The sequence below is a fragment of the Agrobacterium tumefaciens genome, assembly GCF_031801495.1.
Classification (GTDB): Bacteria; Pseudomonadota; Alphaproteobacteria; order Rhizobiales; family Rhizobiaceae; genus Agrobacterium; species Agrobacterium tumefaciens_K.
In genome coordinates this window covers 1,195,091-1,214,936 of the sequence record NZ_JAOEGC010000001.1, presented here as the reverse complement: position 1 = coordinate 1,214,936, position 19,846 = coordinate 1,195,091, and the positions used below count along the sequence as shown (strand labels likewise).

General features: G+C 57.8%; 17 protein-coding genes. 7 read left to right on the top strand and 10 right to left on the bottom strand.

Annotated features, from left to right (window positions below):
- Window positions 1-336 precede the first annotated feature (336 nt).
- The gene (locus N7578_RS05640; RefSeq protein ID WP_311109308.1) at window positions 337-1,236 is read right to left on the bottom strand and encodes a LysR family transcriptional regulator; all 900 of its coding nucleotides are present in this window, start codon (window positions 1,234-1,236) and stop codon (window positions 337-339) included.
- Window positions 1,237-1,356: 120 nt separating this feature from the next.
- Here N7578_RS05640 and N7578_RS05635 point away from each other — a divergent pair, with 120 nt between their 5' ends.
- From N7578_RS05635 to N7578_RS05620, 4 genes are all read left to right on the top strand, one after another.
- Window positions 1,357-2,538, top strand: a complete 1,182-nt coding sequence (locus N7578_RS05635) for an MFS transporter (protein ID WP_311109307.1) — start codon at window positions 1,357-1,359, stop codon at window positions 2,536-2,538.
- The gene (locus N7578_RS05630) at window positions 2,535-3,005 is read left to right on the top strand and encodes a cyclophilin-like fold protein (RefSeq protein WP_311109306.1); all 471 of its coding nucleotides are present in this window, start codon (window positions 2,535-2,537) and stop codon (window positions 3,003-3,005) included. The genes N7578_RS05635 and N7578_RS05630 overlap by 4 nt, the downstream gene beginning before the upstream one ends.
- 30 nt (window positions 3,006-3,035) lie before the next feature.
- Window positions 3,036-4,115, top strand: coding sequence for an alpha/beta hydrolase (locus N7578_RS05625; protein ID WP_311109305.1), 1,080 nt, complete (start codon window positions 3,036-3,038; stop codon window positions 4,113-4,115).
- A 61-nt stretch (window positions 4,116-4,176) separates the two neighbouring features.
- The gene (locus N7578_RS05620) at window positions 4,177-5,370 is read left to right on the top strand and encodes a (R)-mandelonitrile lyase (protein WP_311109304.1); all 1,194 of its coding nucleotides are present in this window, start codon (window positions 4,177-4,179) and stop codon (window positions 5,368-5,370) included.
- A gap of 614 nt (window positions 5,371-5,984) precedes the next feature.
- Here N7578_RS05620 and N7578_RS05615 read toward each other — a convergent pair.
- From N7578_RS05615 to N7578_RS05580, 8 genes are all read right to left on the bottom strand, one after another.
- Window positions 5,985-7,439: a M20 family metallopeptidase gene (locus N7578_RS05615; RefSeq protein ID WP_311109303.1), complete on the bottom strand. Its 1,455-nt coding sequence runs from the start codon at window positions 7,437-7,439 to the stop codon at window positions 5,985-5,987.
- Between the two features lie 104 nt (window positions 7,440-7,543).
- The gene (locus N7578_RS05610) at window positions 7,544-9,085 is read right to left on the bottom strand and encodes an ABC transporter substrate-binding protein (protein ID WP_311109302.1); all 1,542 of its coding nucleotides are present in this window, start codon (window positions 9,083-9,085) and stop codon (window positions 7,544-7,546) included.
- A 38-nt stretch (window positions 9,086-9,123) separates the two neighbouring features.
- The gene (locus N7578_RS05605) at window positions 9,124-9,984 is read right to left on the bottom strand and encodes a serine hydrolase (RefSeq protein WP_311110065.1); all 861 of its coding nucleotides are present in this window, start codon (window positions 9,982-9,984) and stop codon (window positions 9,124-9,126) included.
- A 17-nt stretch (window positions 9,985-10,001) separates the two neighbouring features.
- The gene (locus N7578_RS05600) at window positions 10,002-11,630 is read right to left on the bottom strand and encodes an ABC transporter ATP-binding protein (RefSeq protein WP_311109301.1); all 1,629 of its coding nucleotides are present in this window, start codon (window positions 11,628-11,630) and stop codon (window positions 10,002-10,004) included.
- On the bottom strand, window positions 11,627-12,445 hold the full coding sequence (locus N7578_RS05595; RefSeq protein ID WP_311109300.1) for an ABC transporter permease: 819 nt from the start codon (window positions 12,443-12,445) through the stop codon (window positions 11,627-11,629). Before N7578_RS05595 ends, N7578_RS05600 begins: the two co-directional genes overlap by 4 nt.
- On the bottom strand, window positions 12,442-13,386 hold the full coding sequence (locus tag N7578_RS05590; RefSeq protein WP_311109299.1) for an ABC transporter permease: 945 nt from the start codon (window positions 13,384-13,386) through the stop codon (window positions 12,442-12,444). Before N7578_RS05590 ends, N7578_RS05595 begins: the two co-directional genes overlap by 4 nt.
- Window positions 13,387-13,555: 169 nt before the next feature.
- Entirely contained in the window at window positions 13,556-14,470 is a 915-nt protein-coding gene (locus N7578_RS05585; RefSeq protein WP_311110064.1) for a LysR family transcriptional regulator, read from the bottom strand.
- A 40-nt stretch (window positions 14,471-14,510) separates the two neighbouring features.
- Complete coding sequence (locus N7578_RS05580; RefSeq protein ID WP_311109298.1) at window positions 14,511-15,416, bottom strand: LysR family transcriptional regulator; 906 nt, start codon at window positions 15,414-15,416, stop codon at window positions 14,511-14,513.
- Window positions 15,417-15,522: 106 nt separating this feature from the next.
- Here N7578_RS05580 and N7578_RS05575 point away from each other — a divergent pair, with 106 nt between their 5' ends.
- Both N7578_RS05575 and N7578_RS05570 read left to right on the top strand, forming a co-directional pair.
- On the top strand, window positions 15,523-16,893 hold the full coding sequence (locus N7578_RS05575; protein WP_311109297.1) for an MmgE/PrpD family protein: 1,371 nt from the start codon (window positions 15,523-15,525) through the stop codon (window positions 16,891-16,893).
- A 488-nt stretch (window positions 16,894-17,381) separates the two neighbouring features.
- Window positions 17,382-17,762, top strand: a complete 381-nt coding sequence (locus N7578_RS05570; RefSeq protein WP_311109296.1) for a hypothetical protein — start codon at window positions 17,382-17,384, stop codon at window positions 17,760-17,762.
- Here N7578_RS05570 and N7578_RS05565 read toward each other — a convergent pair.
- Entirely contained in the window at window positions 17,737-18,636 is a 900-nt protein-coding gene (locus N7578_RS05565) for a LysR family transcriptional regulator (RefSeq protein WP_115421381.1), read from the bottom strand. The two genes, N7578_RS05570 and N7578_RS05565, sit on opposite strands and share 26 nt — an antisense overlap.
- A gap of 100 nt (window positions 18,637-18,736) precedes the next feature.
- Between N7578_RS05565 and N7578_RS05560 the strand changes: the two genes are divergently transcribed.
- Window positions 18,737-19,840 (top strand): 4-oxalomesaconate tautomerase, encoded by a 1,104-nt coding sequence (locus N7578_RS05560; protein ID WP_311109295.1) that lies wholly within the window; start codon window positions 18,737-18,739, stop codon window positions 19,838-19,840.
- The last annotated feature ends 6 nt before the right edge of the window (window positions 19,841-19,846 follow it).

Sequence of the window (19,846 nt, the reverse complement as noted above, 5' to 3'; positions counted from 1 at the left end):
GAAATTATTGCCGCTCGCCCGTCCTGTTGACTGATGCCCAAAGCCAGGGCACAAGGGTGGCATCCACGGTCGCTCGCGATGGGAAAAATAGAGGCAATTTCATTGCTTCCAGCTAAGACATTGAAATCACGTGATAATCCAGGCCTCCCAGGCAAGCCACTTTAGACTGATTTTCCAATCCAAATCGGCGACCATTACCCGCACTAAAAAGTGACGTCTTCTCAATAACTTGGTCAATCCCGGCTGCAGTTCCTCAGGCTTTCCGTGGTGTTCGAAGACGGCTAGGAAATTGGCTGGGGACCTTGGTACCCGGTCGGCACCTAAAATTCGCTCAACTCAATTTGATCCGCGCTGTCGAAGAGCGTCCACAATTACCGCCATGGCAGGCGACATCTGACGTCTGCTGGGATAGTAGAGATGGTAGCCGGTGAATGGGTGGCTCCAGTCATCCAAGACAGCTTGCAAACGGCCATCGGCAATATGCTCCTCCACAAGGTTGTCAGGAACGTAGGCGATGCCGAAGCCTGAGACCGCGGCCTCTAGCAGGGAAATCGAGGAGTTGAAACTTAACTGGCCATCCACCCTCACCCGCAGTTCCCGGCCGTCTTTTTCGAACTCCCACGCGTAGAAGCCGCCGAGCGTCGCCTGACGCATGTTGATGCAGACGTGACCCACTAGATCCTGAGGCGCCTGAGGACGCCCGCGTCTGGCGAAGTATTTTGGTGAAGCGACTGCGCGGAGCCGCCAATCAGGACCGATACGGACGGCGACCATATCTTTGTCGACGTTTTCCCCAAGGCGAACGCCGGCATCGAAACGTTCTTCCACGATGTTGCGCATTCCATTGTCGGCGTAGAGCTCTACCTTGACGTCGGGATATTTGTCGAGAACGACAGACAACTTTGGCCATACGGTTGTCTGCAGAGCATGATCGGACAAGGTCAACCTTACGGTGCCGGAGGGCTTCTCGCGGAATGCGACCAGATCTCCAAGATCCGCTTCAATGCCTTCAAACCGAGGTAAGATCGATCTGAACAGGCGTTCTCCAGCGTCCGTCGTCGCGACGCTGCGGGTCGTTCTTGTAAGAAGACGGACGCCGAGGCGGGCCTCCAACTGCTTGATTGTATGACTGAGGGTAGACTGAGACGTCGCGAGGTTTGCGGCTGCCTTGGTGAAGCTCCCTTCCTTCGCGACCTCTAGGAACCACAACAAGTCCTTCATGTCCTCGCGTTGCATCTGCGCATCCTATTCATGTTGAAAATCGATAGGTCCATGCGGATTAGCCCATCTAATCCGAAAAATAGATGAGGACTATCTTCAGGGCAACGTTGAACATTGAAGGTCCAGGACAAAGCGATGACGCTCACCTTAGACAACATCGAACGGAAACCATCGGCATGGGGGGCCGTTCTCTCCATGACCCTGTGCGTGTTCGTGCTGATCGCGTCGGAGTTCATGCCAGTCAGCCTGCTGACCCCTATCGCTCTCGACCTAGGCGTTTCAGAAGGAAATACGGGTCAGGCGATTTCGATCTCCGGGATCTTCGCGGTAATAACGAGCCTGTCCATCGCCACCCTAGCAGGTCGACTTGACCGGCGCCTGCTCGTGCTGGCCTTGACAGCGCTACTGATGTTGTCCGGCATCCTCGTAACCATCGCACCGGCCTACTCGGTCCTGATGCTCGGCCGAGCGCTGCTCGGCATCTCGATCGGCGGCTTCTGGTCGATGTCGACGTCGATCGTGATGCGCCTCGTCGAAAGGGATCAGGTACCAAAGGCGCTCGCGCTGCTAAACGCCGGCAATGCCATCGCCGCGACGATTTCGGCTCCGCTTGGCAGCCTTCTCGGCGCCTACATCGGTTGGCGCGGCGCCTTCTTCCTTGTCGTACCGATCGCGCTGCTCGCTCTTGTCTGGCAGTGGATGAGCCTGCCCAGCCTTTCGCCACGCGGAGAAACATCAGGAAACGTGTTCCGGCTTCTTGGACGGCTACCCGTCGCGCTCGGCATGGCGGCGATCCTTCTCCTGTTTATGGGTCAATTCGCGCTCTTCACCTATCTGAGGCCGTTCTTGGAAACGGTCACCAGACTGGACATCGAAACTCTTTCCATCGCCCTTCTGGTGATGGGTCTGGCCGGAGCGGTCGGCACATGGATCATCGGAAAGCTCCTGTCCAGCCGACTGTTCAGCATCCTCGTTGCCATCCCGCTGCTGATGGCCTGCATTGCAGGCGCCATGATCGGGTTTGGCGAGATGAAGCTCGCCGTGCTCCTGTCCCTGGCAGGATGGGGTTTTCTCGGAACCGCCGCTCCGGTCGGCTGGGGAACATGGTTGAGCCGCGCCCTTCCCGACGACGCGGAAGCGGGCGGCGGCATGCAGGTGGCTGTTATCCAGCTTGCGATCACGGCCGGCGCATCCCTCGGCGGCCTGCTCTTCGACACGGTCGGCTGGCGCTCGACTTTCACGCTCGCCGCCGTGCTGCTGCTAGGCTCGTCGCTGATGTCCATTGCCGCATGGCATGCCACGAGGAGGTCCCGATGAGCGTCCCGCGCACAAGTCCGACCCGCCGCGGTCTTCTCGTCTCGGCCGCAGCAGCAGCCGCAATCCTACCGACAAGAGTGTTCGGCCAGAACGGCCCTGACAACCAGGAGCGCACGGACGTGAAGATCAGATTGATATTCGACACGCACACAATGACCGCGACCCTCTACGACAATACGTCGGCACGCGACTTTGCTTCGATGCTGCCGCTGGACTTGGAGATCGACGACTTCGGCTCCAACGAGAAGATCGCTTACCTGCCGCGCAAACTGTCGGTGGACGGGCACGGCCCCTTCTCGAACGAGCGGCCATACGACCTCTGCTACTACATGCCCTGGGGCAATCTGGCGATGTTCTACGCCGACTACAAGCATCCGGGCCTCGTGCGCCTCGGCCGCTTCGACGAGGGCTACGAAGCGCTGCATGTCCGCGGGAAATTCCCGCTGCGCATCGAACGCATCCAGTAAGTCAAAACCTCTATCTAAGGAGATCACACGATGACCAGGAAGACCGATAATACCGAAGGATTCGACGCCGGCCGGCGTAGCCTGATGAAGGCGACAGGCGTCGCCGTCGCAGCACTCGGCGTTATTCCAGCGGCTGCCGCAACCCAGGCGCTCGCCCAGACGAGCTCGTGGGACAAGGTGTTCCCGAAGAGCGACAAGGTCGACCACCAGAAGGTCTCGTTCAAGAACCGGTACGGGATCACGCTGTCGGGCGATCTCTATCTTCCGAAAGAACGGGGAAGCGGCAGGCTTGCAGCACTCGTCGTCGGCGGACCGTTCGGCGCCGTGAAGGAGCAGTCTTCCGGCCTCTACGCCCAGACGATGGCCGAGCGTGGTTTCGCGACGCTCGCATTCGACGGATCCTATACCGGTGAAAGCGGCGGCGAACCCCGCAACATCGCCTCCCCCGACGTCAATACGGAAGACTTCAGCGCAGCCGTGGACTTCATCGGCCTCCAGTCCTTCGTCGACCGCGAGCGCATCGGCATGATCGGCATCTGCGGCTGGGGCGGCATGGCCCTGAACGCCGCCGCTGTCGACAAGCGGGTCAAGGCCGTCGTCGCGAGCACCATGTACGACATGACCCGCGTCATGTCGAAGGGCTACAACGACAGCGTGACGCTCGAACAGAGGACGAAGGCGCTGGACCAGATGAGCCGGCAGCGCTGGACCGATGCGGAGAAAGGCAGCCCCGCCTATCAGCCTCCTTACAACGAGCTCCAGGGCGGCGAAGCGCAGTTCCTCGTCGACTACCACGACTACTACATGACGCCGCGCGGCTATCATCCCCGCGCCGTCAACTCCGGTAATTCGTGGTCGCAGACGACCCCGCTGTCGTTCATGAACATGCCGATCCTGACCTACATCGTGGAAATCTCGCCGCGGCCGATCCTGCTTGTCCACGGCGAGAAGGCCCATTCGCGCTACTTTTCCGAGACGGCCTTCGCAGCGGCCGCGGAGCCGAAGGAGCTGATGATCATCCCCGGCGCTAGCCATACCGATCTCTACGACCGAATGGACAAGATTCCCTTCGACCGCATGTCGGACTTTTTCGGACAGCACCTGGCATGACGAAGGCTTCCGGCGTCGTCGACCGACCGTGACGACGCCGTTGTTTCGAGAGGAATTGAAGATGAAGAACATCGCAGCATCGATCGCCATCTCGGCGATCGCCGCGACAAGCGTCGAAGCCCAGGAAGAACGCCGCAAGATAGCTCCGGCGGCTGTATACGACGTTGCACCCGGCCTCGGCCACTTCACGGACGAGGTCCTGTTCGGCGAGGTCTGGGAACGAAAGGAACTCGCCCCGCGCGACCGCAGCCTCGTCACGGTCTCGGCAATCGTTTCTACCGGGAAAACGGCGCAGATCGCGGCACATGTCGACCGCGCCCTCGACAACGGAGTAAAGCCTGCGGAGATCGGCGAGCTCATCACCCAGCTCGCCTTCTATTCCGGCTGGCCGAATGCCATCTTCGCGGTCGAGGAGACGAAGAAGGTCTTTGATGCTCGACAGATCGGAGCCGTCCGGAACAGCGAAGACGCACGCATGGAACTAGAGGCCACGGCCGAGGCTGCCCGCAAGGCCATCGTCGACACGACCGTCGCGCCAACGGCGGCGGTACTTTCCGATCTCACCAATCGCGTTCTGTTCGGCGACCTGTGGCGGCGACCGGATCTTTCGGCGCGTGACCGGAGCCTCGTGACCCTGTCGGCGCTGATCGCCACCGGGCAGCCCGAACAACTGCCCTTCCATGCCAACCGCGCCATGGACAATGGACTGACGGCCACGGAGACCTCCGAAGTCCTGAGCCATATCGCCTTCTACGCAGGATGGCCCCGAGCCATGTCCGCCGTGCCCGTGCTCAAGCATGTCTTTGAGAAAAGGAAGGAAAACACTATGACTACACCGCAGCAGGACATCGAGATCACCCAGGCGGGCAACGGCAGGACGCCGGGGCCCCTACAATATTTCTCCGGACAGGTGGAAATCTCGGGACTTTACCAGGCCGAAGCGCCGGCCCGCGTCGGCGGCGCGACGGTCTCCTTCGAGGCAGGCGCTCGTACCGCCTGGCACACCCATCCCCTCGGTCAGACGCTGTTCATCGTGAGCGGCCGGGGCTGGGTGCAGAGGGAGGGCGAAGAGATCCGGACGGTTGGGCCGGGAGACGTAGTTTGGATTCCACCCCATGTCCGACACTGGCACGGAGCGGTAAGTACCGAAGCGATGGCGCACTTCGCCGTGGCCGAGGCGATCAACGGAAGTTCCGTGACATGGATGGAGAAGGTGTCAGACGAGGAATACGAAAAAGGTTCGCTCGCTGATTGAAAGGCGTGTCACGATGGGATTTGTTTTCCCGTCTTCAATTTCCAACGTCCTCTATTCTGCCGCATAATTTCCGCCCAGTAAGCGGAAATTATTGCCGCTCGACCGTGCTGTTGACTGATGCCCAAAGCCGGGGCACAAAGGTGGCATCCACGGTCGCTCGCGATGGGGAAAGATAAGGAAAACAAAGGTTTTTTCTCTAAGTCATTAAAATAATGTGAGAATACAAGCCCCCCAGGAAAGTAATTTTTGACCAAGTTTTCGATCTATGACGGTGATCACCTCCCCCTCGGAAAAGTGGTGTCTTCTCAATAACTTCGGCAATGTTCCGCAGGTTCACTGAGCCATCCGTCGCGTTCGAAGGCCGCTAGGAAAATTGGCTGGGGACCCTCTGGCGATGACGGCAACGGATTATAGTGGTCAGGTAAAAGATATAGCACGGGTTCAAGGAGCTAGAAAAACCTGTATCCAGATGATGCCGAAGCGCTTGTCGGCTTCGCACCTCGGCAGGCTGGCGCATCCTCAAACGCGGCTCTTGTACCTTTTCACCGCGACGCGCTCGAGCCTGTTCATTTGCGGACATCATGGGCTCAACAAACCCAATACTTTGACGGGTCCTATTTATTCGACAAGTGGGTACCCGGCATAATATGGCTAGGGATTGGACAAACATAAGGCTCACTTTGCACGGCGGTTTGCCACTCGTCCTTTGCTCTCGCTAAAAGGTCTGGTGAGGTGGCCAAATCGAGACCTGTTGAGGCCAAAGCTTTCGCGGCGTGCACCATTGCTTTATGAGCAGCAGCGCTTCTTCCCTGTGCGACCACCTGCCACGTATGAGGATTGGTTCCGATTGCCCAGGCTGGAGCCCAGCACTGTGCTGTCGGGGTAACGCGGCTCACGTCGCCGACGTCGGTAGATCCTGCCCGGAAATGGGAATGCCCTTCGAATGCGCGCAGGCCCGTGTGCAGAGGCGTAGATCCATCGATCTTTTCGTTGGAGAAGACATCGTCTTTAATTTGGTAGAGTTTAATGCTGCTTTTGATCGCTTCCTGCGTAAAGGTCGCCTGGATTTTACGGGCAAAATCTATATCGGCCTCATCGAACGAAACCGGCCCTATGGCCACCAGATTTTCGTGGATGGCATTTTCGAGTGTGAGGTTTGGCAGCAGGTTGGTGGCGGCGGTGTCGAACACGATCTCGACCTCAGTTCCTGTCATCATTGCCGCGCCGCGAGCGACCTGATGCACGCGCTCCGCCAGTGCCAGTGCCTGCGACATCTCCGGCGCGCGAACGAGATAAAGCACCTCTGCCTTTGATTGAACAACGTTCGCGGCGCGTCCACCAGCATCGGTGATAGCGTAATGTACGCGGCAATCCTGCGGCATGTGTTCCCGCAAAAAATTCACACCGACATTCATCAGTTCGACGGCATCAAGGGCAGACCGACCGAGATGGGCCGCGTTGGCCGCGTGCGCGGCTGTGCCCTTGAACCGATAGTAATATTCAAGCACTGCGAGATTGCTTGTCGATCTGACGCCATTGAACGGCGCTGGGTGCCAAGTGAGCGCAGCGTCCACATTGTCGAATGCACCCGCGCGCACCATGAAGGTTTTGCCGGAACCGCCCTCTTCCCCGGGGCAACCATAATATCTGATAGTGCCCGGCAGACCGTTGGCTTCCAGATGCTTTGCCAGCGAAATAGCGGCCAGCAGAGAGCCCGCCCCCAGAAGGTTGTGGCCGCAGCCGTGGCCGCTGGCACCGGGCTCGCCCTCACGTTGTTCATCCATGTCCGCGAGCTGGCTCATCCCTGCCAGAGCATCATACTCGCCAAGAAATGCAATGACCGGCCTGCCGCTGCCATACTCGCCGACAAACGCGGTTGCCATCCCCGCAATGCCTTCTTCAACGGCAAATCCATGCTGCTTCAGCATGTTTACAAGAAGTTCAGCCGACTTGAACTCATCATATTTCAACTCCGCCAACTCCCATATCTGGTCGCTGAGCGAGGTGAAATCGGGCGCTAGACCGTCGATTGATTGCGTCAGTGATTTCAGGGCTGATTGATCTGGCATGCTGTTCCTCGAGACAAAGCGAAACCCGCACTGCGCATCGATGATGGCAGAGGCTTCTTTGGCGTATGAAAGGCACCGCTTATCCGCGGTGCCTGATGACTGGATTATTTGCCGACCGACACTTCCCAAAGCCGAGCATTGGATTGCCAGACTGGCTGCCCCTCAAGGGACTTGGTTGCGCCCCAAACGTCGATCATGTCGTAGAGGAAGATGCCCGGCATATCCTGCATCATGAGTTCGTGGAATTGGTCGAAAATCGCCTGACGCTTCTGCTGATCGATTTCCGCATAGGCGGCCTTCATCAATTCGATTGCCTTGGGGTTCTCCCACATGAGCGAGGCATTTTTGTCCTTATCGCCCACATAGAAGCTGTACATCAAAGCAGGATCGAGACGCGGTGCGACGGATTGCGATATGATCTGGTAGTTACCGGAGCGGCGGCGGTCCACCTGCGTCGCATAATCCAGAACCTCGATCTGCACGTTCAGGCCGATTTGCTGCAACATGGCCTGAGCTATAACGGCTGCCGGGAAGCTGGGAACATTGCCGCGCTTGTTGGCGATGATGTTGATCTGCTCACCCTTATATCCGGAGGCTTCGAGCTCCTTTTTTGCCGCATCCAGATCGTAGGGAAGGCGCTTTTTCTGGGTCTCGCTGAAGTAGATCGAGTCCGACGCCACCATGGAGCCGTTAGCTTTTCCGGTGCCGTTGGAGGCAGCAGCGACGAGTTCATCCATATCGAGCGCCATCGCCATTGCACGGCGGACGCCCGGCTTGCTCATTACAGGGTCGCGTGTCTGGATGTAGAAAAGGTTTTTTCCGTTGTTCTGGGAAATGATGACCTTGGCTTTTTCGCTCTTTTCGAACTCGGGAATGAGGTCAGGCGAGATTTCCGCCGTATCGAGAACGCCCGATTGCAGACCGGCCTTTACGGTCGATGCGTCGGGAATGACCATGAATTTGATACCATCTACCAGCGGTCGCTTTGAGCCGACCATGCCATCCGGTTTGCCATCATTTGCCGGAGACTGGTAATCATCGAACTTGGACAGATGGATGTATTCGCCCTTCTTCCACTCGTCCCACTTGAACGGTCCAGTGCCGATTGGCTTGTCGAACGCACCGTCAGCCTTCAGCGAATCCTTCGAAATCATGCCGGTGTAGCCGCATTCAGGTCGCGCCATCAGGCCGAGGAAAACGGCAGAGGGCTTGTCGAGCGACATGGTGACGGTTTGCGCATCGACGGCCTTGATAGCTGTCACCTTCACTGTACCGCCGTCGAAATCCTTGATGCAGGTCCATTTCGTGGCGGGGTCCATGTACCGGTTCCAGTTCCACACCACGTCATCTGCGGTCAGTGGCGTGCCGTTATGGAACTTGGCGTTCTGGCGAAGCTTGAAGGTGTAGGTCAGGCCATCGCTTGACGTCTCCACGCTTTCTGCCAGCAGAGGCTTTACCTCTCCGTTATTGGCATAACCCACAAGCCCTTCCACAATATGCAGAATAACGCCGTCCGTATTGCCATCGCGGTTCACGCCGGGAATGTTGCTTCGCAGGTCTGAGCTTTGCGCAATGACGATATCTCGCGCTTGCGTCACGCCCGAAAGCGCCATCAGTATGGTTCCGGCAAAAAGTAAGCTTTTCATGTTCTACCCTCTGTTTTTGTAAATTTGATGCTGTTTGGTCAGGCTCGAAAATCATCCCAGCAGATGCGCGAAAGGCGTCCGATTGTTTCGAGAGACATGGTGTAGCCCGGCGTTCCATCCGGCATTTCCTGTGGCACCTGATCCGTAAAAGCGGTGATGATGTAGAGCGGCTTACTGTCGCTGTAGACGATACCTGCATTCATCCGTCCTCGCTTACCCGTCCCCCCCTTATGGGCGACGATCGTGCCGAACGGCAGACGCGAGGGGATGGCGTATCGCAGAATCTGGTTTTTTAGCGTCTGCAACGCGTAGGCGCTCAATTCCTGAGAAACGCCCAGTCGACTGGAAGCCTCTTCGGACCCCTGAGCATCAAGAATGGACTGGAGCAGGAACATCTGGTCGCGTGCCGTTGTCGTCGTAACGGACTTCAGCGAATGATCAGGAGAAAGAGCAAGCGGCGGGATCAGAAAGCGATGATGCGTGCCTTCCAAGCCGATTGACTTGCAATAGCTGTCCACTTCTTCCAGCGTCAGGCGCTCGAAGACCATCTTGGTGCAGACATTGTCGGAAAGAACCATCATGCCGGTAATGGCGTCGCGAAGCGAAATCACGATTCCAGGCGTCAGATAGCGAAACATCCCGCTTGCGACTTCTTCGGCAAAACGCGCCTCGTAGACAATCTGCTCATCGAGATTGAGCCTGCCTTCATGCACGGCTTTCAGCGCTGCCATCATGATCGAAGTCTTGCGTGTGCTCGCCGAGGGCGTCTCCTCATTCGCGCCACGCTCAAAAACGTCGCCATTACGCAGGTTCTTGATGCTGAAGCGTGTGACGAATGGCTGAGCATCGCAAATCGCGTTCAGCCTCCCGGCGGTTGATCCGAGCTTACCGGATGTCATGGGTGCTGTATTCATCGTCACGCCTCCAAGCGCCATTTGAGTTTCACGCCGCCGGTCTCGTTAAGATCGAGCGCGGGAATTGCCGAGAGAAGACGCCGCGTGTAGGCCTCCTTAGGCGTGTCGAAGATGGTGTTGCGGTCGCCCTCCTCGATGATCCTGCCGTCCTGCATGACGATGACGCGATCAGCCACCTGTTCGACCACGCCAAGATCGTGGCTGATGAACAAACAGGAAAAGCCATATCGTTTCTGCAAATCAGAAAAGAGCGAGAGCACCTGTGCCCGAACAGTCACGTCCAGCGCCGAGACAGGCTCGTCGGCAATGAGAAAGCGCGGTCTGCGCGCAATCGCTCTGGCAATGGCCACTCTCTGCCGCTGGCCGCCCGAAAGCTCATGCGGGTAACGAAGTGCGAAATCGGCGCTGAGACCGACCTCTTCTAGCGTTTCGTAAGCGCGCTTCATCTTGGCAACTCTGTCGATTCCGGGAACCAGACGCAGCGCCTCTTCAACAAGAGCAAGTATCGTCATGCGAGGATCGAGCGAGGAATAGGGATCCTGAAAAACCATCTGGCAATTCAGGCGATAGTCGCGCCAGTCCTGATCACGCGTGCGGCCCTGAAAAAGAACCTCGCCCTCGGTTTCCTCGACAAGTCCGGCGATGGTTCGCCCCAAGGTCGTCTTGCCGGAACCGGAACCACCGACCAGAGCCACGACTTCGCCTTCATGAATGTCAATTGAGACACCGTGCAATGCACGTTTTGGCTCACCCTTCTTGAGAAACGATTTTCGTCCGGGATAATCCACGATGATATTGCGGGCCGAAATCATCGGAGCCGAAGTGGTATCGATGGACCGCACCTCACCGCGCACGGGCAAGGATGATAGAAGCTTGCGCGTGTAAGGGTGCTGCGGCCGTTCCAATATCTGTTCCGTCGTACCCGCTTCAACGATGGAGCCCTTTTCCATCACGACGATGCGGTCGGTGTAGCGCGCCACCATCGGCAGGTCATGGCTGATGAGAAGGACTGCCGTGCCCTCCGCCTTCGTCAGTTCCACCATCAGTTCCATGACGTCACGCTGAATGACGGCGTCCAGTGCCGTCGTCGGCTCATCGGCAATGAGCAATGCCGGTTTCAGAAGCATGACGGATGCCAGCATGATGCGCTGGCGCATGCCCCCGGAGAATTCGTGCGGATAAGAAGTCAGCGCCCTCTCAGGATCGCGAATGCCGACACGTTGTAGCATGGACAGGATTTTCTCGCGCCTCGTGGAAGCTTGATCCTGCGTGTGCAGCGCAAGCCCCTCTTCGAGCTGCCGTCCGATGGTCATGGAAGGGTTCAGCGAGGTCATGGGCTCCTGAAAGACCAATCCGATCTCCGCACCACGCAGCGTGCGCAGGTCCTTTTCGCTGATGGCGGTGATGTCGCGGCCCTTGAAACTGACCGTACCCGCCGTCTTGCGGATGACGGGCGGCAATAGCGAGACAATCGCTCGCGTCGCAAGGGATTTGCCCGAACCGCTTTCGCCGACGATGCCAAAGATTTCTCCCGGCTCAACATCGAAGCTGACGTCCTTCACCACACCGACGTCGCGACGGACGATTTCCAGCGAAAGATTGCGGACGCTGAGAAGCTTTCCTTCAGTCATTTCAAACCTCTCATGCGTGGGTCGAGTTTGTCGCGCAGAGCATCACCAAGAAGGTTGATGCCGAGCAGGGTGAGAGCGATGCAAAGGCCGGGAAATAGTCCGAGCCAGACAGCCTGCTCGATGAAGGGGCGACCCGCGGCCAGCATGTTGCCCCAGGTCGGTGCTGGAGGCGGCACGCCGAGACCGAGGAAGCTCAATGCGCTTTCCGAAAGGATGGCCCAGCCGAACATCGAGGTTGCGAGTACGGTGATTGGGGCGAGACAATTCGGCAGGATGTGTCTGAACATCGTGAAGATTTCGCCGTTGCCCATGACACGGGACGCTTCGACGAATTCGCGCTCCCGCAAAGACAGCACTGCTCCCCGAACGACGCGCGCCATAGACGGCGTGTAGGCGATGCCCAGCGCAAAGATGATGCCATATTGGTTTGCGCCGAACACCGCGAGCAGTCCGAGTGCCAGCAGGATGCCGGGGAACGCCAGCAGCGCATTGTTCACCGCCATGATCAAACCGTCGATCCAGCCGCGTGCATATCCGCTGATAAGACCGATCAAGGTGCCTGCGATAACCGCAAAACCGACCGTGAGGCAGCCGATCCAGACACTGGCCCGCGCGCCGACCATCAATCGGCTCAGGACATCGCGCCCAAATTCATCGGTACCAAGGAGATGGAGTTGGCTGGGGGCCGCCAATCTTGCCGTGAAGCTCAGCTTCATGGGATCGAAAGGCGTCCAGAACAAACTCAAGCCTGCGACAGTAAGCAGAGCCGCGATGAGAACGCCGCCGATTACGCCGTTAAGAGAAACGTGTTTCATTCGGCCACCACGCGCGGATCAAAGAGTGGGTAAAGGAGATCGACAACCAGATTGACGATCACATAGGACATGGCGACGAAGAGAAGGCAGCCTTGAATAACGGGGTAATCGCGCTGGAAGATGCTATCGACCATCAGGCGGCCAAGGCCGGGAATGGTGAAGACTGTTTCGATGACGGCGATGCCGCCAAGCAGATTTCCAAGGATCAGGCCAATCATCGTCCATGTCGGACCGAAAGCATTCTTGAAAGCGTGCTTCCAGAGAACCGCATGCTCCGAAAGTCCTTTGGCACGAGCGTGAGTGATGTAGTCCAGCCTTAGAACTTCCAGCGTGGAGGCACGCGCCATGCGGATCAGAACACCGGCTTCATGAATGACGAGCGTCATTATGGGCAGGACGAGATACAGCAGGCCGGAGATAAAATTATCCGAAAGGGACACGTATCCCAGCACCGGCAGCCAGCCAAGCTTCAGCCCGAAGAAGAGAAGCAAAAGCAATCCAAGCCAGAAGGTCGGGATCGAAAGCAGAACCGTCGCCGTACCGATCAATACGAGGTCCGTCGCGCTGTTCTGGCGCCAGGCGGCAATGACACCGGCAGGCACTGCGATCAGGCTCGCGAGAATGACTGCCGCCACAACGATCTCGGCTGAAACCATGAAGCGCGAAACAACAAGCGGAAGAACCGGCTCCTTGTTGACGATGGATTGGCCGAAATCTCCGGTCAGCACATTGCCCGCCCAGACGAGAAACTGCTGAGGCAGCGATGTATCGAGGCCAAGTTCCGTACGCATCTCGGCAATCTGATCGGGCGTCGCCATGTCCCCCAGCATCAAAGCTGCAGGATCACCCGGGATAAATCGAATGAGGGCGAAGACTGTGATTGCGACGATCACCAATGTCGGGATCGCCATCAGCAGTCGATGGAATATGAATCTAATCATCGGTTCCCCTGAACGCGATTGTCGGGACCGGATCTGCAAAGTCACCGGCTGTTATGATTGAAACTATGACGGATCAAAAAAAATAGCGCAATATTATGCGATTTCCTCATAGGGCAATGCATAACTTGCAGACGCAGGCCCGCCTTGAGATTGATCTTTGGCGTGGCGCCTATTCGTTGGATCGACGCTTCTGTGAGATTTCGATCTGGCGCTTGAGTGCGTCCATCAACGCTTTTGCCGCCAGTGAAGACGATGTTCCAGAAGGTGTGGCGAGCGCAAACTCCTGTGTCGTGACCGGAACGAACGGGCGCTGGACGATTGGAAGGTGCCGGTAAAGATTGGCGAAAAAGCTGCTCAATATCGCAACACCCAACCCGTGAGCTACATAGGAGCAGGCCGAACTATTCGTGTGAGTCTCGATTTTCACGTTCTGCTTTACGGCTTCACGGGTAAAGGTCTGGTCGAGCAACATTCGCGTCGGTCTCTGGCGACCAATGAGGATGAGCGGCACACCGCGCAGGTCGCGAGCGCTGATTTCTTTCATCGACGCCAGTTCGTGACCTTCCGGCAGAACACAAACACTTGTTCCCGTCGCCACGATTTCCATGTCGATACCGGGCAATGCGGGATGTTCATTGCGCAGAAAGCCGAAATCGATGACCTTCTGCTCGACGAGACGCGCGATATTGGACGTCGTCTCGAAAAAGGTCTCGATACGGACGGAAGGATAATCACGCACGAAGTCCGTCATCATTGCGGGCGCGAAATTTTCCCACATGCTGCTGGGCAGCCCTACCCGCACAAGTTCCGGACCCTTCGCACCGCTGCGGAGATCTTCCGCCAGTCCCGAAAACCTGTTCAAGCCGAGCAATATGGTTTCGGCATCCCGCGCCAGAATGCTGGCCTCAGGCGTTGGGATAAGCCTGCCCTTATCCCGGTCAAAGAGCCTCAGTTCCAGATCGGTTTCCAGTTGCTGGAGAAGACGGCTCACACCGGACTGGCTGAGCCCCATGCTCTTGGCGGTGGCGATGGTCGAACCTGTCGCAAGCAGGGTTTTCAGAACCTCAAGCTGCCTGAAATTGATCATGCTTTCACCGCTCCCTCTTCGGCCGAGACAAATTGGCTTAAGCCCATTCCCGAATGTAGTTCAAGAACGGCATAGCGATTTTCGGCAGCGGGGAAAGTTCGGAGCTGACGATGGCGTAATCGACGGAAATGGTCGGTTCAAGCGGAACGAATGCCAGTGGCAACGCCTGAAATTCAAGCGCCAGCAATTCGCTGACGATTGCTATGCCCAGCCCTTCTGCCGCAAGCGCGCAGCCGCAACCGACGGAATGCGCTTCGATGGCCGGGCGGCGGCGAAGCCCGGCGCGATAGAAGATCGCTTCAAGCTCATGACGAACGGCCCGCTCCCGGTTCAGGAGAATCAAATTCTCGGTCTTCAACTGTTCAACGTCGATCTTCGAGGCTCCGGCCAGCGGATGGCTCTCATGCAGCACGCAAATATTGCGCGTCGGCATGATGTGCTCTTCGCGAAGCCCGGGCGTCGGTGATGGCAAACGCGTAAAGCCGAGATCGACCGCCCCCTCTGCCACCATCCGCTCTATCGCAAGATAATTTCCAGACGCAATTTCGATTCTGACAGGCCCCGCGTCGGCCAGAAACCTCTTGACCAGACGCGGCACCAGCGTTCCCGAAAGACTGGCCGGAAAAGCTATCCGCAACGGAATTTCCGTCGAGCGTCCCTCCTCCAGTTCCTGCGCCGTTATTTTCAGGGCGGTGAGCTTGTCCGCGATGGCTCGGATTTCCGGTCCCAGCTTCAACCCCTCACGCGTCATCGAAAGCCGGTTCTTATCCCTGTCGAACAGCCGCACACCGAGATAGACCTCCAACTGATGCAGAAGACGGCTGGTATTGGACTGAGAAATACCGAGATCAACCGCAGCGGCAATGGTGGAGCCGGTGGCTGCAATCGCATCGAAGGCATGAATATGCTTGATGCTGATCTGGACGTCGCCCGATGTCTTCATTCTCGTTCTCCCGGATAACGTCACCCGCCATTTGCATAAGATTGCGCCGATATACCTGCCCGGTCATCAATGCCGCTCCCCATGAAATTTGCAAGGAAGCGTTTGAATGACAACCGTTCTCGAAAAAATTGCCCGGCAGATCGTTTCAAGAACGTCCTTTTCAGCCGTCGCAGTCGAGCGGGCGGAAGACGCGATTGTGGATACGATCGGCTGCATGGTTGCAGGCATGAATGACGCTGTCCCGCTGTCCGTGGCCGCAGCTTTCCGTGACGAGATCAATGACAGCGGCGCATCGCTGGTTTTCACAGGAGGCCGTGCATCGCCCTCCATCGCTGCCCTGATCAACGGGACAGCCGCCCACTGCCTAGACTTCGATGACAATTTTCATCCCGCACGCGCCCACGCATCAGCGGTCCTGGTGCCAGCGCTTCTCTCCGTTGCGACAAGCAGCGAGGATTTTTCAGGGCACATGCTAACCCGTGCCTATCTCGCAGGGCTGGAAGCGCAGGCATCCATTGGCTTCGGCGTCATCCCCTCGCACTATAATCGGGGCTGGCACGGCACCTCGACAATAGGCTGCATAGGAGCCGCCGCAGGTGTGGCCGTCCTTCTAGGACTTGACGAAGCTCAGATAGCAAACGCAATGAGCCTTGCCACCAGCATGGCCTCTGGTCCAAAAGGACAATTCGGCACTGGCGCAAAACCCTTCCACGCAGGCATCGCGGCCCGAAACGCCGTTGAGGCAGCCCTGCTTGCCCAATCTGGTTTAGGCGGCAGGCCCGATATCCTCGAACGCCCGCAAGGTTTCCTAGATATCTTCGGGGGTGACGAGGCAACTGGTTGGGCAGACCTGTCATGGGACGAGAAGCCCGTCATCGAAACCCGCGGTCTGGTCACGAAACTCCACCCATGCTGCGCCTCAACACATAGGGCCATCGATGCGGCCTTGGACCTCCAGAAGGAGCATGGATTCTCGATTGACGACATCGAACAGATCGATACGAAAGTTGGCCGATCTGCATCTGACAACCTCGCATATCCCGATCCCTCAGATGAGATGCAGGCGAGATTTTCCATGCAATACTGCTTGGCCGTCGCACTATTGAGCGGAGGATTATCACTTCGTGACTTTACTCCTCAAGCGGCTACCCGGCCCAGTTTGCGCGTCCATATGTCGAAGATCACAATGAGTTCTTACAGCGCAGAAAAAGAACGCGGCGTTGAGCGCCTACCGCATCAAGTCCATATCTTTTTAAAGGATGGGCGCAGGTTCTCCACCGAGCGACTTCACGCCAACGGCTCTATAGCTGCGCCTTTGAATGACGGTCAGAAGCTTGCAAAATTTGAAGATTGCTTGCGGTGGGCCGGGCTTTCCACGGCGCATATCACCCACTCCGAATTGAAAGCCATTTGTTCCGGAAAGAGCGTGAAGACCGTCAGCGATAATACGTTGCAAGTATTTCTTAGATTGCCCTGAACTCAAATCATCGCCTGTATGTGCCCGCTTAAGGCACGAAGCCGAAATTGTTTCCGTACCCCGCCCGGTTGACTGACACCCAAACCCAAGGCACAAACGTGGCATCAAAGGTCGCTCGCGATGGAAAAGCACAGGGTACTTCAAGGATTTTCAGCTGAGTCATTGAAATCATGTTAGAATACATGATCCCCGCCAGTTCTCCCTAAATATCTTTAGTTCCTTGATTTTCCAGTCGTGCCGGGTCCCGTTTTGGCATCATTGGCGACCTGATGCCCAGAGGTGATGCACGCGCCGATCGAGCGCGATGGACGAGCCCTGGGGAAGACACGGTATTCGTCATGGCCATGCGCCACGAGGTTGAGAGTCTCATACTCCGCGGAGACATTTTCTACTGGCGGGCACGCATCTCCGAGTCCGAAGAAGTCGGGCTAATCACACTGAGGCTTAGGCCAAGAGCTGCGTCACCGCACAGCGGGGGCGTTTCAATCATGACCGATATGACGCACGTTTATGAACAACATGAGCGTAGGCAAGATCCTAATGTCCACCGCCACGAAGAGATGCGGCTTGGTACGATTTGGGAAAGCCTCGTCAAATCGCCAAGCGATCAGCTGCGCCAAGCCGACAGACTTGAGCCGCTGAAGCTCAAGGAGGAAAAAGTTGCAGCCTCATGGCGGGTCAAGGTGGGCGAGGATGCAGAGCGGCGGGATAGGCATAGATGTCGCTGTTCGCCTTCTACGTTTCGAAGGAAAGGAACGGCCAATGCCGAGCGTTGGTCGCTGACATTGCCCACGCACTTCCAACCCTTCGTTCCTGGCCTGCGATTGGCCACCTCAATCCGCTTCAGCAATCCGTCCATTCCTGAATGAGCATTTCCCGAAAACGGATCGCGGCCGGCGACAGGCGACCACCGCGGCGTTCTACGAGGCCGATTGTGCGGCTGACCAGAGGGCCCTTCAGCGGCACGGTGGCAATGACGGGATGCTCCAGCTGTGGGGTCGCGAGTTTCGGCATCACCGATATCCCGAGCCCCGCCTCAACCAGACCGAGCGAGGTAGAGAGATGGTTGACCTCGTAGAACCAGTTGAGCTGCACCTGGGCGGTCGTCAGCGCCCTATCGAGAACCGCGCGATTTCCACTCGTCTTGCTTACTCCGATGAGGGGATGGCCTGCTAGGTCGGCCCATGTCAGCGACTTTGCGGTGGCAAGCGGGTGGTCGCGGCGGCATGCGAGAACGAAGGGATCCTCGATCAGCGGCGTAAAGTTGAGATCCGCGCGAGCAGCACCGGTTATATTGATACCGAACTCGACTTCACCGTTCGCGACAGCATCGAGCCCCTCATTGGCCGACAGGTCAAGAATTCGAAAGCGAATGCCGGGGAATTTTTCGTTGAATGAGTGCACAACTCTAGGAAGAAAATAGAATGCTGCCGTTGGGACTGAGGCGATCGTCACCTGTGCGCGATGACGGCCCCCGAGATCGCTGATCGAGAGGATGGAATCCTCGAATTCGTCGACAAGACGGCGCACAAGTGGCAGAAGCTCCCGTCCGATCTGGGTCGGCGCAACGTGACGCGTCGTTCTCTCGATAAGCTGTGCTCCGACAGCTTCTTCAAAACCCTTGATCCGCCTTGAAAGCGCAGGTTGTGACAAATTGAGCTGCCGGGCTGCCTCGTTGAACGAGCCCAGATCAAGGACGGCGAGAAACGCCTTGAGGTCAAGGAATTCGAAATTATTTCGCATATCGGAATAATCGCGCAATTCTTTGCATTTCACAACCGATTTGTGACGTGAGAACTCTCCTCTCGCAACTGGCAGAGACCAGCCCGGAGGATGATACCGAATGGACGACCTGATCAGGATACCCTGTGTGATGATGCGTGGCGGAACATCGAAGGGCCCCTTTTTCCTGTCCCGCGATCTCCCGGTCGACCCGGACGAGCGCGATCGTCTCCTTTTGGAAATCATGGGCTCCGGCCACGCTTTGCAGATCGACGGCATCGGCGGCGGCAATTCGCTCAGCAGCAAGGTCGCGATCGTCGGGCCGTCGTCGCATCCGGAAGCGGACGTGGATTACCTGTTCGCTCAGGTGAAGGTTCTGGAGAACGCCGTCGATACGGCTCCCAATTGCGGCAACATGCTGTCAGCCGTCGGCCCCTTTGCGATCGAAGCCGGGCTGGTGACGATACAGGCCGATGAAACGCTGATACGCGTGCATAACGTCAACACCGGCAAGATTATCGAGGCCCGGGTCCACACCCCGCATGGTCAGCTCGTCTATCAGGGCGAGGCACAGATCGATGGCGTGCCGGGAACCGCGGCACCGGTCTATCTCGCCTTCCGCAACGCGATCGGGGCCAAGACCGGCAAGCTCCTGCCGACCGGAAACGCCATCGACCGGGTGCTCGATATCGACGCCACGTTGGTCGATGGCGCAACGCCGCTCGTCGTGATGCGCGCCACCGATTTCGGCTTCACCGGCTCCGAACCGGCAGCGGTGCTCGACGCCGACGCGGCCTTTCTGGACCGGCTTGAAACCGTGCGGCGCGAGGCCGGACGCATGATGGGGCTCGGCGATGTCAGCCAGTCGGTCCTGCCCAAGCCGCTTTTGATCGGCGCACCGCGCCACGGTGGCGACCTCGCCGTCCGGTATTTCACGCCGGCGACCTGCCACACGGCGCTGGCCACGACAGGCGCCGTCAGCCTTGGGCTCGCCGCCACCATCCCTACGAGTCTCGTCGGGGAGCAAGTACCGAATTTGACCCTGCCGGTCTCACTGGCCTGGGAACATCCGACTGGTCTTCTTCGCATTCGCATCGAGAAGGCCCAGGGAGACAACAGCCCAACCGTTTCGGTTATGAGAACCAGCCGACGGCTGTTTGAAGGCGCGGCGCTTGTCCGCAAACGCGATCCGATGGTGACAGACTATCGCTTCGCTTCGAAGTGAATGCCA